Source organism: Pseudomonas sp. DWRC2-2 (assembly GCF_049897885.1).
GTDB lineage: Bacteria > Pseudomonadota > Gammaproteobacteria > Pseudomonadales > Pseudomonadaceae > Aquipseudomonas > Aquipseudomonas azotoformans_A.
Genome location: NZ_JAFCXD010000001.1, coordinates 908,234 through 924,070 on the forward strand (window position 1 = coordinate 908,234; position 15,837 = coordinate 924,070).

General features: G+C 61.9%; 16 protein-coding genes. 9 read left to right on the forward strand and 7 right to left on the reverse strand.

The genetic code is table 11. The annotated features are described in order from the left end of the window. Window positions 1-5 precede the first annotated feature (5 nt). Entirely contained in the window at window positions 6-791 is a 786-nt protein-coding gene (locus tag ACP7EW_RS04480) for an outer membrane protein OmpK (protein ID WP_426215580.1), read from the forward strand. A 3-nt stretch (window positions 792-794) separates the two neighbouring features. On the opposite strand, the gene ACP7EW_RS04485 is transcribed toward ACP7EW_RS04480, so the two are convergent. Together ACP7EW_RS04485 and ACP7EW_RS04490 are read right to left on the reverse strand one after the other, a co-directional pair. Further along, complete coding sequence (locus tag ACP7EW_RS04485) at window positions 795-1,919, reverse strand: patatin-like phospholipase family protein (protein WP_426215582.1); 1,125 nt, start codon at window positions 1,917-1,919, stop codon at window positions 795-797. A gap of 30 nt (window positions 1,920-1,949) precedes the next feature. Continuing rightward, the gene (locus ACP7EW_RS04490) at window positions 1,950-2,885 is read right to left on the reverse strand and encodes a lipid A biosynthesis lauroyl acyltransferase (protein WP_038841734.1); all 936 of its coding nucleotides are present in this window, start codon (window positions 2,883-2,885) and stop codon (window positions 1,950-1,952) included. A gap of 119 nt (window positions 2,886-3,004) precedes the next feature. Between ACP7EW_RS04490 and minC the strand changes: the two genes are divergently transcribed. The 8 genes from minC (at window position 3,005) to ACP7EW_RS04530 (ending at window position 10,905) form a co-directional block, all read left to right on the forward strand. Beyond that, a complete protein-coding gene (minC, locus tag ACP7EW_RS04495; protein ID WP_010208827.1) occupies window positions 3,005-3,742 on the forward strand; it encodes a septum site-determining protein MinC in 738 nt (245 codons plus the stop codon). A gap of 166 nt (window positions 3,743-3,908) precedes the next feature. After that, complete coding sequence (minD, locus tag ACP7EW_RS04500; RefSeq protein WP_003175251.1) at window positions 3,909-4,721, forward strand: septum site-determining protein MinD; 813 nt, start codon at window positions 3,909-3,911, stop codon at window positions 4,719-4,721. Between the two features lie 3 nt (window positions 4,722-4,724). After that, window positions 4,725-4,979 carry a cell division topological specificity factor MinE gene (gene minE, locus ACP7EW_RS04505; protein WP_010208824.1) on the forward strand — a complete coding sequence of 85 codons (255 nt, stop codon included), beginning with the start codon at window positions 4,725-4,727 and terminating at the stop codon, window positions 4,977-4,979. Between the two features lie 96 nt (window positions 4,980-5,075). Continuing rightward, window positions 5,076-5,711, forward strand: a complete 636-nt coding sequence (locus ACP7EW_RS04510; protein WP_005789965.1) for an RluA family pseudouridine synthase — start codon at window positions 5,076-5,078, stop codon at window positions 5,709-5,711. A gap of 45 nt (window positions 5,712-5,756) precedes the next feature. Further along, a complete protein-coding gene (locus tag ACP7EW_RS04515; RefSeq protein ID WP_025854984.1) occupies window positions 5,757-7,046 on the forward strand; it encodes a M18 family aminopeptidase in 1,290 nt (429 codons plus the stop codon). A 100-nt stretch (window positions 7,047-7,146) separates the two neighbouring features. Continuing rightward, on the forward strand, window positions 7,147-7,323 hold the full coding sequence (locus ACP7EW_RS04520; RefSeq protein ID WP_010208820.1) for a hypothetical protein: 177 nt from the start codon (window positions 7,147-7,149) through the stop codon (window positions 7,321-7,323). Window positions 7,324-7,375: 52 nt separating this feature from the next. After that, window positions 7,376-9,541 carry a mechanosensitive ion channel family protein gene (locus ACP7EW_RS04525; protein WP_426215586.1) on the forward strand — a complete coding sequence of 722 codons (2,166 nt, stop codon included), beginning with the start codon at window positions 7,376-7,378 and terminating at the stop codon, window positions 9,539-9,541. A 17-nt stretch (window positions 9,542-9,558) separates the two neighbouring features. Then, entirely contained in the window at window positions 9,559-10,905 is a 1,347-nt protein-coding gene (locus ACP7EW_RS04530) for an amidohydrolase (protein ID WP_426215588.1), read from the forward strand. Window positions 10,906-11,018: 113 nt separating this feature from the next. Here the strand turns inward: ACP7EW_RS04530 and ACP7EW_RS04535 are convergent, their stop codons facing one another. The 5 genes from ACP7EW_RS04535 to ACP7EW_RS04555 all read right to left on the reverse strand — a co-directional run bounded on the left by ACP7EW_RS04535 (window position 11,019) and on the right by ACP7EW_RS04555 (window position 15,758). Next, window positions 11,019-11,243, reverse strand: a complete 225-nt coding sequence (locus tag ACP7EW_RS04535) for an MbtH family protein (RefSeq protein WP_426215590.1) — start codon at window positions 11,241-11,243, stop codon at window positions 11,019-11,021. 82 nt (window positions 11,244-11,325) lie between these two features. Continuing rightward, window positions 11,326-12,720, reverse strand: a complete 1,395-nt coding sequence (locus tag ACP7EW_RS04540) for an aspartate aminotransferase family protein (protein ID WP_426215592.1) — start codon at window positions 12,718-12,720, stop codon at window positions 11,326-11,328. Between the two features lie 141 nt (window positions 12,721-12,861). Beyond that, entirely contained in the window at window positions 12,862-13,635 is a 774-nt protein-coding gene (locus ACP7EW_RS04545; protein ID WP_426215594.1) for an N-acetylmuramoyl-L-alanine amidase, read from the reverse strand. Between the two features lie 123 nt (window positions 13,636-13,758). Next, window positions 13,759-15,081, reverse strand: coding sequence for an ATP-binding protein (locus ACP7EW_RS04550; RefSeq protein WP_426215596.1), 1,323 nt, complete (start codon window positions 15,079-15,081; stop codon window positions 13,759-13,761). Further along, window positions 15,078-15,758: a response regulator gene (locus ACP7EW_RS04555; protein WP_010208813.1), complete on the reverse strand. Its 681-nt coding sequence runs from the start codon at window positions 15,756-15,758 to the stop codon at window positions 15,078-15,080. Before ACP7EW_RS04555 ends, ACP7EW_RS04550 begins: the two co-directional genes overlap by 4 nt. Between the last annotated feature and the right edge of the window lie 79 nt (window positions 15,759-15,837).

The following is a 15,837-nucleotide window of genomic DNA, read 5'->3' on the forward strand; positions in this document are numbered from 1 at the left end:
ACCGAATGAAACCTATGTTCAAAGGCCTGGCGCTGGCGGGATCCCTGCTGGCCGGTGGCCAAGCCGTGGCCGGTGACCTGTTGCAGTGGCAGAACAACAGCCTGACTTACCTGTGGGGCAAGAGCTTTACCGTCAACCCGCAGATCCAGCAAACCGTCACGTTCGAACATGCCGATGCGTGGAAGTACGGTGACAACTTTATCTTCGTCGACCGCATCTTTTACAACGGCAAGGAAGACGGCAACGTCGGCCCCAGTACTTATTACGGTGAAATAAGCCCGCGCCTGTCGTTCGGCAAGATCTTTGATAAAGACCTGTCGTTCGGCCCGATCAAAGACGTGCTGCTGGCATTCACTTATGAGTTTGGCGAAGGCGATAACGAGTCGTACCTGCTCGGCCCAGGCTTTGACCTGAACATCCCCGGCTTCGACTACTTCCAGCTGAACTTCTACCAGCGCCAGACCGAAGGCAATCGTCCGGGTGACGGCGTCTGGCAGATTACTCCGGTCTGGTCCTACACCATCCCCGTGGGCAACTCCGACGTGTTGATCGACGGCTTCATGGACTGGGTCACGGACAACGACAAGAACGCCCGTGGCACTTACCACGCCAACCTGCACTTCAACCCGCAGGTCAAATATGACCTGGGTAAAGCGCTGCATTGGGGCGACAAACAGCTGTATGTCGGCTTCGAATACGACTACTGGAAGAACAAGTACGGGATCGAAGATTCGGGCGCGTTCAAGACTAACCAGGACACCGCGAGCTTCCTGGTCAAGTATCACTTCTGACCGTCAGGCCAGGCCGAGGAATTTCGACAATTCCTCGCGCTTGGCCAACGCGTCGCGCCGCCCCAACTCGATCAACTCGCTGCAATACCCCGCCTCGAACAGCAAGTAACTCAAGACCCCCGCCCCACTCGTCTTGGTCGCCCCCGGCCCACGCAAGAACAAGCGCAATGCCGCGGGCAATTCCTGACGGTGCCGCGCTGCGATTTCGTCGATCGGCTGGCTGGGCGCAATCACCAGCACTTCTACCGCCGCCACGCCAGGCGCGGCATGGCTGAACTGATTCAAGCGCTCCAGCAACTCGATATCGCTTTCCAGGCTGTCAATGAACGTACTGTTGAGCATGTGCCCACCGATCTGTGCCAACGTCGGCTCTTGCCCGGTAAAGGTACGTTGCGTCGCCGGTTCATTGCCGCGTGGGTTGCCACTGACCCCAACCACCAGCACACGGCTGGCACCCAGGTGCAACGCCGGACTGATCGGCGCCGACTGCCGCACGGCGCCGTCGCCGAAATATTCCTGGTCGAGTTTGACCGGGGCGAACAGCAAGGGAATCGCGGAGCTGGCCAGCAGGTGTTCAACCGTCAATTGGGTGGGCAGGCCGATACGGCGATGGCGCAACCAGGCGTCGATGGTGCCACCGCCCTGATAGAAGGTCACTGCCTGGCCGGACTCGTAACCGAAGGCCGTCACTGCCACCGCGTGCAGATGTTTGTTGCGGATGGCTTCGTCGATGCCGGCCAGGTGCAGCTTGTCTTTGAGCAGCGCCTTCAGCGGCGCGCTGTTGAGCAGCGCCACCGGCACCTGCGCGCCAAGACCGAGGAGACTGTGGATAAAGAAGCGGCTCGCCTGGCGAATCACCCCCGGCCAATCACTGCGCAGCACCAGGTGGCTGCGAAAGCCCTGCCAGAAGGCGGTCAGGCGTTGGATCGCGGCCCTGAAGTCCGTGGCGCCACTGGCCAGGCTCACTGCATTGATCGCACCGGCCGAGGTGCCGACGATCACCGGAAACGGATTGGGCGCCCCCGGCGGCAACAGTTCGGCAATCGCCGCCAACACCCCCACCTGATACGCCGCTCGCGCCCCGCCGCCGGAAAGAATCAAGCCTGTCACCGGTTCAGCTGGGCGCATTGCGTCACTCCATGTGGGGAAATATCTGTCTTATCGACGGCGTTTTTCGTACAGCTTAGGCTCACCCGGCGGCCGGCTCTTGAAGCGGCGATGGGTCCACAGGTATTGCTCGGGGCATTCACGCACCGAGGCTTCGACCCACTGGTTGATGCGCAAGCAGTCGGCTTCATCGCTCTCGCCGGGAAAGTCGGTGAGCGGCGGATGGATCACCAGGCGATAACCGCTGCCATCGGCCAGGCGTTGTTGAGTAAACGGCACCACCAACGCCTTGCCCAGCTTGGCGAACTTGCTGGTGGCCGGCACGGTGGCGGCCTGGATGCCGAACAGCGGCACGAAGAGACTTTGCTTGGCGCCGTAGTCCTGGTCCGGTGCGTACCAGATCGCGCGACCGGCGCGCAGCAGCTTGAGCATGCCGCGCACGTCTTCACGCTCCACGGCCAGGGAATCGAGGTTGTGGCGCTCGCGGCCACGGCGCTGGATGTAGTCGAACAACGGGTTGCCGTGCTCGCGGTACATGCCATCGATGGTGTGCTTCTGCCCCAACAGCGCAGCGCCGATTTCCAGGGTGGTGAAATGCAGGGCCATGAGGATCACGCCCTTGCCGTCCAATTGGGCCTGCTTGAGGTGTTCCAGGCCCTCAACGTGGGCCAGGCGTGCAAGGCGCTGGCGCGACCACCACCAGCTCATGGCCATTTCAAAGAAGGCGATGCCGGTGGAGGCAAAGTTTTCCTTGAGCAGTTGTTTGCGCTCTTGGGCGGATTTTTCCGGGAAGCACAGTTCCAGGTTGCGCGCGGCGATGCGGCGACGTTCGCCGGCCACGCGGTACATGCCGGCACCCAGCAGGCGACCAATGGTCAACAGCGCGCGGTACGGCAGCTGGGTGACCAGCCACAACAGGCCGAGCCCCAGCCATAACAGCCAGAAACGCGGGTGAAAAAATACAGCTCGAAAACGCGGGCGATCCATTACAGATTCCGGTAAAGACAAGGGCCGCGCATTCTACAACGGTTCGACTCGGCTTGCGGCGGGTGAGTGTTCTCGTTATAAGTCTCGACACTTTTCGTGACAAGCCGCTTTTGCCGACCATGAGCCAAACCGAACCGCTAGACCAAGATCCCGTGTTCCAGCTGAAAGGCAGCATGCTCGCCATCACCGTGCTGGAACTCGCCCGTAACGACCTTGACGCCCTGGACCGCCAGCTCGCCGCCAAGGTCGCCCTGGCCCCCAACTTTTTCAACAATGCCCCGCTGGTGCTGGCCCTGGACAAATTGCCCGCCGGCCAGGGCAGCATCGACCTGCCCGGCCTGATGCGCGTATGCCGCTCTCATGGCCTGCGTACCCTGGCGATTCGCGCCAGCCGCATCGAAGACATTGCTGCAGCGATCGCCATTGAACTGCCAGTATTGCCACCGTCCGGTGCGCGCGAGCGTCCGCTTGAACCATTGGTCGGTGAAGAGAAGAAAAAACCGGAAAAACCACCGGAGCCGACGATCAAGCCTACAAAGATCATCACCTCGCCCGTACGCGGCGGGCAGCAGATTTACGCCCAGGGTGGCGACCTGGTGGTGATCTCCTCGGTCAGCCCAGGGGCGGAACTTCTCGCCGATGGCAACATCCATGTATACGGCCCGATGCGCGGACGTGCCCTCGCCGGCATCAAGGGTGATACCAAGGCCCGTATTTTTTGCCAGCAGTTGACCGCTGAGCTAGTGTCCATCGCAGGCCAGTACAAGGTTTCAGAAGATTTGCGCCGTGATCCGCTGTGGGGGGCTTCGGTGCAGGTCAACCTGTCGGGCGATGTGTTGAACATCATCCGTCTTTAACGGATACTGCCGCATTTTCCAAGCATCTCTAGACTCTGATAGCACAGCGAAACCGGCATTACTTATGTAGGAATTATTTTTTCCTACAAGGCTGTCCGCCTGCAGCGAGTTCCAAGAGATGTTTTTCAGGGACCGAAACGTCCTTCTTCCTTAGGGGTGAAACACCTTGGCCAAGATTCTCGTGGTTACATCCGGCAAGGGTGGTGTGGGTAAGACCACCACCAGCGCCGCTATCGGTACCGGTCTCGCGCTGCGCGGCCACAAGACAGTTATTGTCGACTTCGACGTCGGCTTGCGTAACCTCGACCTGATCATGGGCTGCGAACGCCGCGTGGTGTATGACTTCGTCAACGTGGTCAACGGCGAAGCCAACCTGCAACAGGCCCTGATCAAGGACAAGCGCCTTGAGAACTTGTACGTGCTGGCTGCCAGCCAGACCCGTGACAAAGACGCGCTGACCAAAGAAGGCGTGGGCAAAGTCCTGGCCGAGCTGAAGGAAACCTTCGAATACGTGGTCTGCGATTCGCCGGCCGGTATCGAAACCGGTGCTCACCTGGCCATGTACTTCGCAGATGAAGCCATCGTCGTGACCAACCCGGAAGTCTCCTCCGTACGTGACTCGGACCGCATGCTCGGCCTGCTGGCCAGCAAATCCAAGCGCGCCGAAGAAGGCCAGGACCCGATCAAGGAGCACTTGCTGCTCACCCGCTACAACCCTGAGCGCGTCAGCAACGGCGAAATGCTCGGTGTTGAAGACGTGAAGGAAATCCTCGCAGTGACCCTGCTGGGCGTGATTCCGGAATCCCAGGCGGTCCTGAAGGCTTCCAACCAGGGTGTTCCGGTGATTCTTGACGACCAGAGCGACGCCGGCCAGGCGTACAGCGATGCCGTCGATCGCCTGCTGGGCAAGACCGTGGAACATCGCTTCCTCGATGTCAAGAAGAAGGGATTCTTCGAGCGTATCTTTGGAGGCAACTAAACAATGAAATTTCTCGACTTCTTTCGCGCCAACAAAAAGCCTACGACCGCGTCGGTAGCGAAAGAGCGTCTACAGATCATCGTGGCGCACGAACGCGGCCAACGCAGCACGCCGGACTACCTGCCAGCCTTGCAGAAGGAACTGGTCGAGGTGATCCGCAAGTACGTCAATATCGGCAACGATGACGTGCATGTCGCCCTGGAAAATGACGGCAGCTGCTCGATTCTGGAACTCAATATCACCCTGCCTGATCGTTGATCGAACAGGCGGCCGCCACGGCGGCTCGTTCACCCTGATCCCTTTTTGGGGGCCGGGTGGGCGAGCCGCCGTTGGCGTTTGTTACGAGGCTGTTTAATGCCGCTGTCCAATATTCATATCTTGCATCAGGACGATGCCGTCCTAGTGGTGAACAAGCCCACCCTGTTGCTCTCGGTGCCTGGCCGCGCCGACGACAACAAGGACTGCCTGATCACCCGCCTGCAGGAAAACGGCTACCCCGAAGCTCGCATCGTGCATCGCCTGGACTGGGAAACCTCAGGCATCATCCTGCTGGCCCGTGACGCCGACACCCACCGCGAACTGTCTCGCCAGTTTCACGACCGCGAAACCGAAAAGGCCTACACCGCCCTGGCCTGGGGCCAACCGGAACTGGACAGCGGCAGCATCGACCTGCCCCTGCGCTACGACCCGCCGACCAAACCACGGCATGTGGTGGACCACGAATTCGGCAAGCACGCGCTGACCTTCTGGAAGGTGCTGGAGCGCTGTGGGGATTGGTGCCGCGTGGAGCTGACGCCGATTACCGGGCGTTCGCACCAACTGCGCGTGCACATGCTCTCCATCGGCCACCCCTTGCTGGGTGATGGCCTGTATGCCCATGAGCAAGCCCTGGCTGCCTGGCCGCGTCTGTGCCTGCATGCGAGCATGCTGAGCTTTACCCATCCGCAAAGCGGCGAGCGTTTGCGTTTCGAGTGCCCTGCGCCGTTCTGAAGAATAAATACGGTAAACTCGCGGCACTGCTGTCTGGAGCTATTTATGCGCGAAGCGTTGAATCAAGGCCTGATCGACTTCCTCAAGGCCTCCCCTACTCCTTTTCATGCCACTGCCGCCCTGGCCCAGCGCCTGGAAGCGGCCGGTTACCAGCGTCTCGACGAGCGCGAGACCTGGACCACCGAGGCCAACGGTCGCTATTACGTGACCCGCAACGATTCGTCGATCATCGCCTTCAAGCTCGGCCGCCATTCGCCGCTGCAGGGTGGTATCCGTCTGGTCGGCGCCCATACCGACAGCCCGTGCCTGCGGGTCAAGCCCCAACCTGAGCTGCAACGCCAGGGTTTCTGGCAACTGGGCGTGGAAGTCTACGGCGGCGCACTGCTGGCACCGTGGTTCGACCGCGACCTGTCCCTGGCCGGCCGCGTGACCTTCCGCCGCGACGGCAAGGTAGAAAGCCAACTGATCGACTTCAAGCTGCCCATCGCTATCATCCCCAACCTGGCCATTCACCTGAACCGTGAAGCCAACCAAGGTTGGGCGATCAATGCCCAGACCGAGCTGCCGCCGATCCTCGCGCAATTTGCCGGTGACGAGCGCGTGGACTTCCGCGCCGTGCTCACCGAGCAGCTGGCACGGGAACATGGCTTGAACGCCGACGTGGTGCTCGACTACGAGCTGAGCTTCTATGACACCCAAAGCGCTGCGGTCATCGGCCTGAACGGCGACTTCATCGCCGGCGCGCGGCTGGACAACCTGCTGTCGTGCTACGCCGGCCTGCAAGCCTTGCTCACCAGCGACAGCGAAGAGACCTGCGTGCTGGTGTGCAACGACCACGAAGAAGTCGGCTCCTGCTCGGCGTGCGGTGCCGATGGCCCGATGCTGGAACAGACCCTGCGCCGCCTGTTGCCGGAAGGGGATGAATTCGTACGCACCATCCAGAAATCCCTGCTGGTGTCTGCGGACAACGCCCACGGCGTGCACCCCAACTACGCCGAGAAGCATGACGCCAACCATGGCCCCAAGCTCAACGCCGGCCCGGTGATCAAGGTCAACAGCAACCAGCGCTACGCCACCAACAGCGAAACCGCCGGGTTCTTCCGCCACCTGTGCATGGCCCAGGAAGTACCGGTGCAGAGCTTCGTGGTGCGCAGCGACATGGGTTGCGGCTCCACCATCGGCCCGATCACCGCCAGCCACCTGGGCGTGCGCACCGTGGACATCGGCCTGCCGACGTTTGCCATGCACTCCATTCGCGAGCTGTGCGGCAGCCATGATCTGGCGCATCTGGTGAAGGTGCTGGGCGCGTTCTACGCGAGTCACGACTTGCCCTGATGTGGCATGGGGTTGATGTGTTTCTGATACACATCAACCCCACTTCCTGCAATCCGACCTAGACTTGTCAGTATTCCCACTCCGACAAGGCTGTCGAACCATGATCTCCATGTCCTCCTTCCACGCCATGCTGATCCCGATCCTGATCGGCATGATCATGCTCGCCGTGGGTTTCAACTTCCGTGACAAGCCCCTCGGCGTATTTGGCATGTGGATCGGCATGCTGCTGATCCTGGGCACTGTGGTGTACAAGATCCTCGCAAAACTGGCTGAATGACGATTGCGCTCGTACACTCGGTCAACTCGTCGTTTCCAAGGTTGACCGCCTCGTGCTTTCCCGCCTGTTTGCCCTGCCCTGCTATTGCTTGATCGCCCTGCTGACGCTGCTACCGCTGACGCCTGCCCATGCCGTGGGCTTGCCCGGCCTGCTCGGCAGCACCAACAAGACCCAGCCCCAGGCCGAAGTGCCGCTGGGGCAGTCGTTGGACGAGGTGATCAAGACCCTGGAGAACGACCAGCAACGTACCCAGTTGCTAAGCGACCTGAAAAAGCTGCGCGAAGCCACGAAAAAAGCCCAGCCGGCCGCCGAAGAAGGCGTGCTGGGGTTGATCGGCGGGACCCTGGCCAACCTGGAAGCGCAGTTCTCCGGAGCCGACAGCCCGCTGGGACGCTGGTCCAATGAAGTCGACCAGGCCAAGGAAGAACTCAGTGCGCTGATATTGCCGGCCAACGAATGGCTGCCGATCATTTTCGGTTTTGCCCTGATCCTTGCCGTGTGGAGCCTGCTCGCCGCCGCGCTGATCTGGCTCAGCCACCGCGTGCGCGAACGCTTCGGTCTGCCCGAAGAACTGCCGCAACACCCGCGTACCTGGGACATGGTGCGCTTTGCCCTGCGTAAACTCGGCCCGTGGCTGATCGCCCTGGTGATCACGGTGTACCTGAGTTACGCCCTGCCGTCGTCCCTGGGCAAATCCCTGGCGATGGTATTGGCTTATGCGTTGGTGGTGGGCACCTGTTTCTCGGCGATCTGCGTGATTGCGTTTTCGGTACTCGACGGCCCGCACCGCCATCGCGCGTTGTACATTCTGCGTCACCAGGCTTTCCGCCCGCTGTGGTGGATCGGCAGTTTTGCCGCCTTCGGTGAAGCCTTAAGCGACCCGCGACTGGTCGCAGCACTGGGGCAACACTTGTCCCATACCGCCGCGACTGTCGCCAATGTGATGGCGGCGTTGTCCACTGGCGTGTTCATCCTGCGCTTCCGCCGACCCATCGCCCACCTGATCCGCAATCAGCCACTGTCACGCCGCCTCACACGTCGCGCCCTCAGCGACACCATCGAAATCATCGGTTCCTTCTGGTACATCCCCGCGCTGCTGTTGGTGGGTATTTCGCTATTCGCCACCTTCGTCTCGGCGGGCGATACCAGCACAGCACTGCGCCAATCGCTGCTGTGTACGGTGCTGCTGGTGCTGTGCATGGTGATCAACGGCCTGGTCCGCCGTCACGCCCTCAAGCCGCAACGGGGGCACAAGCGTCATGCGCTGTACTCCGAGCGCCTGAAAAGCTTCGTCTACACCCTGGCCCACCTGGTGGTGTGGCTGGTGTTTATCGAGTTGGGCCTGCGGGTGTGGGGGCTGTCGCTGATCCGCTTTACCGAAGGCGATGGCCATGAAGTCAGCGTCAAGCTGTTCGGCCTGGCCGGGACCCTGCTGTTTGCCTGGTTGATCTGGATTCTCAGCGACACCGCGATCCATCACGCCCTCACCCGCTCGCGCAAAGGCCTGGCCAATGCTCGCGCGCAGACCATGATGCCGCTGATCCGCAACGTGCTGTTCGTGACCATTTTCATCATCGCCGCCATTGTCGCTCTGGCGAACATGGGCATGAACGTCACGCCGCTGTTGGCCGGTGCCGGTGTGATCGGCCTGGCCATCGGTTTCGGCGCGCAGTCGCTGGTAGCGGACTTGATCACCGGCCTGTTCATCATCATCGAAGACTCCTTGGCCATCGATGACTACGTGGACGTCGGCGGTCACCTCGGCACCGTCGAAGGCCTGACCATCCGTACCGTGCGCCTGCGTGACATCGACGGTATCGTGCACACCATTCCGTTCAGCGAGATCAAGAGCATCAAGAACTACTCGCGGGAGTTCGGCTACGCGATCTTCCGTGTGGCGATCCCGTACAACATGGAGATCGACGATGCCATCAAACTGATGCGCGATGTCGGCCAGAAAATGCGCAACGACCCGCTGCAGCGTCGCAATATCTGGTCGCCGCTGGAGATTCAAGGCGTGGAGAGTTTCGAGTCGGGCAGCGCGATTCTGCGCGCGCGTTTCAAGACCGCGCCGATCAAGCAGTGGGAAGTGTCGCGGGCGTTCAACCTGTCCCTCAAGCGCCATCTGGACGAGGCCGGGCTGGACCTGGCCACGCCGCGCCTGAGCGTGCAGGTGGTAACCGCTGGCACTGTGCAGGAGAAAGATCAACAACAATAAACTCAGGAGAGGTCCTTATGCGTTTAACCGGTCTGACACACCCGTGGATTTTTGGCATGTTGTGCGGGGTCGCCAGCAGTGCCGTGATAGCCGCCAGCAGCGGCCAGGACAGCGCCCGGGAGGAAATTGCCGCGCAGGCAAAAGCCCTTGAGCCGGCGCTGCTGGAAACCCGACGCGACATCCACGCCCACCCGGAACTGGGCAACACCGAAACCCGCACCGCCGAACTGGTCGCGAAACAATTGCGCGACCTGGGCCTTGAGGTAAAAACCGGCGTCGCCCGTACGGGCGTCGTTGCCGTACTGAAAGGCGCCCTGCCCGGCCCTACCGTCGCCCTGCGCGCCGACATGGATGCGCTGCCGGTGAAGGAAGTCGCCGACCTGCCCTTCGCCTCCAAAGCCAAAGGCACCTACCTGGGCAAGGAAGTCGACGTGATGCACGCCTGCGGCCACGACGCCCACGTCGCTATCCTACTGAGCACCGCGAAAATCCTGACCGGCATGCGCGAACGCTTGCCGGGCACCGTGGTGTTCTACTTCCAACCGGCCGAGGAAGGCCCGAGCGATTTCATCCCCGACGGCAAAAACACCTGGGGCGCCAAAATGATGGTGCAGGAAGGCGTGATGAAGGCGCCCAAGCCGGACGCGGTGTTCGGCCTGCACGTGTGGGCCGGTGTGCCCGCCGGCCAGATTGCCTACCGTCCGGGACCGACCCTGGCCAGCTCGGACGATTTGCGCATCAAGATCCTCGGCAAGCAGACCCACGCCGGCCGCCCTTGGGATGGCATCGACCCGATCACCGTGGGCGCACAGACTATTGTCGGCCTGCAGACCGTGGTGAGTCGTCGCACCGATATCTCGTCATTCCCGTCGGTGGTGAGTATCGGCACCATCAATGGCGGCACGCGCTACAACATCATTCCGGAGTCGGTGGACATGACCGGCACCATTCGCTCCTACGACTACGGCATCCGCCAGAAACTGCATGCGGACGTACGCCAGACCGTGGAAAAAATCGCCGAAAGCGGCGGCGCCAAGGCCGAAGTCACCATCATCGAGAAGTACGATCCCACCATCAACAATCCGGCGCTGACCGAAAAAATGCTGCCGAGCCTGCGCTGGGCGGCCAAGGACGACGTGGTGCAGGGCCCACTGGTGGGCGGTGCCGAGGACTTCTCGTTTTATGCCAAGGAGGCACCGGGGCTGTTTGTGTTCCTGGGGGTGACGCCCAGGGATCAAGACATGAGCAAGGCGGCGCCGAACCACAATCCGGGGTTCTTCGTGGATGAGTCGGCGCTGGTGGTAGGGGTGAGGACATTGGCGTCGTTGGCGACGGATTATCTGTACGCCAACCAGGCACTGTAGGGCTTTTCTGTGGGAGCGGGCTTGCTCGCGAATGCGGTGGAACAGTCACAATATCTTTGACTGACACTCCACATTCGCGAGCAAGCCCGCTCCCACATTTGGGTCGAGGTGTATCAGTTGGTCAGCGCAGCCCCATCCATCTTCTGGCGCAAGCTCAACGGACGCATATCCGTCCAGACTTCTTCGATGTAGGCCAGGCATTCTTTCTTCAGGCCGCTCTTGCCCACGGTGCGCCAGCCTTCTGGCACGGCCTTGTAGTCGGGCCAGATGGAATACTGTTCTTCGTGGTTGACCACTACCTGAAACAGGATGTCGTCGCGGTCAAATACTGAGGTCATTGCTGTTCTCCATCGCTGAAAGACTGGCTGCGCACCGCGCGCAGCACTGATATCTGTAGAAACGTACCAAGCGTGCAAAAAATTAGAGGCCGGCGACCGCCGCCGCCAACGCGCGCCCGAAGATGTCCGCCACCTGGTCGACTTCAGCCGCAGTAATTACCAGCGGCGGCAGGAAACGCACCACGCTGCCGTGCCGGCCACCGAGTTCCAGGATCAAGCCGCGCTTGAGGCATTCACGCTGCACCAGTGGCGCCAGTTGGCGGTGCACAGGTGGATGGCCCTGGATGTCTAGTGGGCCATTCGGGTCTACCAGTTCCACACCCAGCATCAGCCCACGACCGCGAATATCGCCCAGCTGTGGAAAGTCGCGTTGCAGGATGCGCAGGTGTTCGCCCAGGCGTTCGCCCATGGCCGCAGCGTGACCGGCCAGGTCGTGATCCTTGAGGTAGCGCATCACCGCCGAGCCTGCCGCCATCGCCATCTGGTTACCCCGGAAGGTCCCGGCGTGGGCGCCCGGCAGCCAGGTGTCGAGCCAGTCGCGATACACCACCACCGCCAACGGCAAGCTGCCGCCGATGGCCTTGGACATCACCACCACATCCGGAATGATGCCGGCGTGTTCGAACGCAAACATCTTGCCGGTGCGACCAAAACCACTCTGAATTTCATCAACGATCAACGCCACGCCCGCCTGCTCGGTGATACGGCGCAGGCCGCGCAGCCAGTCGAGATCCGCCGGAATCACACCGCCCTCGCCCTGCACCACTTCGACGATCACCGCCGCCGGCAATAGCACGCCCGCTTCGGGATCGTTCAGCAGGTTTTCCAGGTAATGCAGGTTGACCCGCACGCCTTCCGCGCCCCCCAAGCCAAACGGGCAACGGTAGTCGTAGGGGTACGGCAAAAACTGCACGCCATTACCGAGCAAGGCCCCCAAGGGTTTCTTCGGCCCCAGGCTGCCCATCAGGCTCAACGCGCCCTGGCTCATGCCGTGGTAACCACCCTGGAAGGACAGCACGGTGCTGCGCCCGGTGGCGGTGCGCACCAGCTTCAACGCGGCTTCCACCGCATCGGTGCCGGTGGGCCCGCAGAACTGGATCTTCGCCTCCCGCGCCAATGCCGGCGGCAACAGGCCGAACAGGTCCTGCACGAACTGGTCCTTGACCGGTGTGGTCAGGTCCAGCGTGTGCAGTGGCAGTTCATCGGCCAGCACTTGCTGGATGGCCTCGATCACCACCGGGTGGTTATGCCCGAGCGCCAAGGTGCCCGCACCGGCCAGGCAGTCAATGAAACGGCGGCCTTCCACGTCTTCCACATAGAGGCCCTTGGCGCGTTTGAGCGCCAGGGGAATACGCCGAGGGTAGCTGCGGGCGTTGGACTCCTGCTGGCGCTGGCGGGCGAGCAAGGGTGTTTCGTCGAACTGGTAGAGCGTTTCATGCACCTGGGCGTCTTCGATACGGCTGGTGGCGACTGACATTTCTCGATCCCTCAATACGCTGATGATGGTGACCAAACTGCCGATCCGCTGGCGTCTGGCCCAAGGGGCATGCGCACGGATTTCCTGTTCTGGAAACGCACCAGCGTCAGGAGGATTTACTCCTCCGGTCGCGAAAAACCGTCAACCGCACAGCCCCTGGTACTTTTCATTCAACGCATAAAGAATCGCGCAGGTTTCAGCATCCAGAAACCCACGATAATCCCGTGGACGAAAGTGCATCTGAAACGCTCGCGTGCGCTGTTCAAACCCCTGCCGATTCTTCGCCGGCGCATACCCATAGCGCTGAAACGCCCGCTCCACCTCGACTTCCGACGGCAAACCGAGGCAAAAGCGGCGTTGATACATCGCCTGGGACGCTTCATCAAACCAGGCCCCTACCCCCGCGTCATACAAGCGCCGCCATGGCAGGCGCGGCCCTGGATCACTCTTGCGGCTGAACGCCACGTCCGAATGCCCGAGAATGTCGGTAGGCCCAATCTGTGGATAACGTCCGAGAATGTCGCGCACCAGGGCAATCAACACCTCGACTTGTTCCTCACCGTAGGCGGGAAAGGTGAACACACCGCCGTCATCCAGTGCCAGGTTGACGATCTCGATGCCAACCGAGCGGCCGTTGAGGTTGTCGCGCCCCGCCCAATGGCTCACCCCGGCATGCCAGGCGCGCTTGTCCTCTTCCACCAACCGGAACACCCGCAACTCTTCGTAGCCTGCGGCGCGGTAGCTGGGGTCGCCGGGGTCGGGCAGCAGGTAGTGCGCACTCACGCCATCCTGGGTCAGGGTGCGCAGGGAGGAGCCAAAAGGTGCCGCGGTGTAATGCAGGATCACCTGCCGCACGGGCTCGCCGTTGCGTTCGTTGAAACCTTTGGCAGGGAAGCTTGTATCGATGACCAACATAAGAACCGTCCTTTTCAATACAGGCCGAGTCGTTCAGCCCGTTCAAGCGCAAAAAATTACCGCCATCCTGAAGGCTTGATCCTCAGGAGGGCGGTAACTATGTGGCACTTGAAAGAAAAGTGATCAGCGCCGCAGCGGCATGCCCAGGTCGACGCGCAAGCCATCCGGCTGGCTGTCGAACTTCAGCGAGCAGGAGCAGCGCTGCACGATCGCCTGAACAATCGCCAGCCCCAGGCCGCAGCCTTCGCTGCTGCCATTGCGCCAGAAGCGTTGGGTCAGGTACTGCAGGTCCTCCGGCGAAATCTGCTGGCCGTGGTCACGCACGCGGAACACCACGTTATCCGCCTCGATCAATACGCGCAGTTCCACCCGTGTGTCCGCAGGCGTATGGCGCAGGGCGTTGTCCAGCAGATTGCGCAGGGCTGCGACCGCCAGGCCCACCGGCATTTCCACCGGGGTAGCGGACAGATTGTCCGGCAGGATCAGGTCGATACGCGCGTTATCGCCGGCATTGGCATCCTGGATGGCCAGCCGTGCGACGTCCTCGGCACTGGAGTGCATGCCATCGTCAAATGACAGGTTGCCCTCCACCCGCGCCAGCAGCAGCAATTGCTCCAGGGTGCGATGCAGGCGGTCAGCGCCCTCCTCGGCGTGGGCCAAGGATTGGTCGCGGGCTGCGCCGTCGGTCATGCGCGCGACTTGCAGGTGGGTCTTGATCGCCGTCAGCGGGCTGCGCAGTTCGTGGGCGGCGTCGCCGGTGAGGCGACGTTCACGCTCGATGGTCTTGGCGATGCGTTGCAACAGTTGGTTCTGGGTGTCGAGCAGCGGCTTGAGCTCGCTGGGCAGCGGGTGGATCTGCAAAGGCTCCAGGGAATCGGCACTGCGCCGCATCAAGGCGTCACGCATGCGGTTGAGCGGCAGCAGGCTCTGGCCGATGCCCAACCACAGCAGGCACAGGCAGCCAAGCATTGCCACGCCGACCGGCACCGAAGCAGCCAGCAGGATCGACAGGTTCAACGCCTCACGCTCCACCTGACGGTCGGCGGTGGTGATCAACAGGTCACCACGGGACAGGGTGAAACTGCGCCAGTTCACACCATCGATCACCTGATCACGAAAGCCACTCTGGCGCGACTCCAGGCCTTCATCCGGCGTGGCATGACTGCGCGCCAGCACTTCGCCACGCAAGGAACTGACCTGACACGCCATACCCCCCGGCACATTCAGTTGTGCCCCATGGAAATGCGCACCGCCGCTCACACTGGTCAGGCCCGGCATCTGCTCGGTCAGCCCCGCCACCATGCGCGCCGACGCCACCAGACGTTGGTCGAGGGAGAACATCATCTGGTTACGCAGGTCGTTGAGCATCCAGGCCGCCGCCAGCGCCCAGATCAACACAAAAGCGGCGCCCAGCTTGAACGTCAGGCGCAGGCGCAGGCTTTTCACGATGCGTCCTCGCCCCCGTCCGCCGGGCCCAGGCGATAGCCCAGGCCGCGCACGGTCTCGACGATGCCGTTGCCCAATTTGCGCCGCAGGTGGTGGATATGCACGTTGAGGGCGTTGCTTTCCAATTCGTCATTGAAGCCGTAGACGCTGTCCTTGAGCTGTTCGCTGGACAGCACCCGGCCTTTGTTGTGCAGCAAGGCTTGCAGCAGCGCCTGTTCGCGGCGCGACAGGTCAACGGGCTCGCCGCCCAGGAAGGTTTCGCGGCTGCTGGGGTCGTAGGCCAGGCGGCCATGTTCGATCAGGTTGACGCTGCGCCCCGCCACCCGACGCAGCAGGGTTTGCAGACGGGCGGCGAGTTCGCGCAGGTCGAAGGGTTTGAGCAGGTAGTCATCGGCGCCGGCTTGCAGGCCGTCGACACGGTTGGTTACCGAATCGCGTGCGGTGAGGATCAGCACCGGAATTTCCAGGCCCTGGCTGCGCTGTTGCTGCAACAGCTTGAGGCCGTCCTCGTCCGGCAGGCCGAGGTCGAGCACCATGATGTCGAACGTGGCCGCCCTGAGCATCGCGCGCGCGGCACCGGCCGAGGCCACACGCTCCACGGTAAAACCCTGGGCGGTCAGGCCGGCCACGATCCCGCTGGCGATCAGTTCGTCGTCTTCACAGACCAGTACGTGCATGGTGAACCCTTCATGAAAGATGGGGTGATTAAAAGTGCCGTGGATTAACTGCAGATTATGCCGCTATACCACCCACACT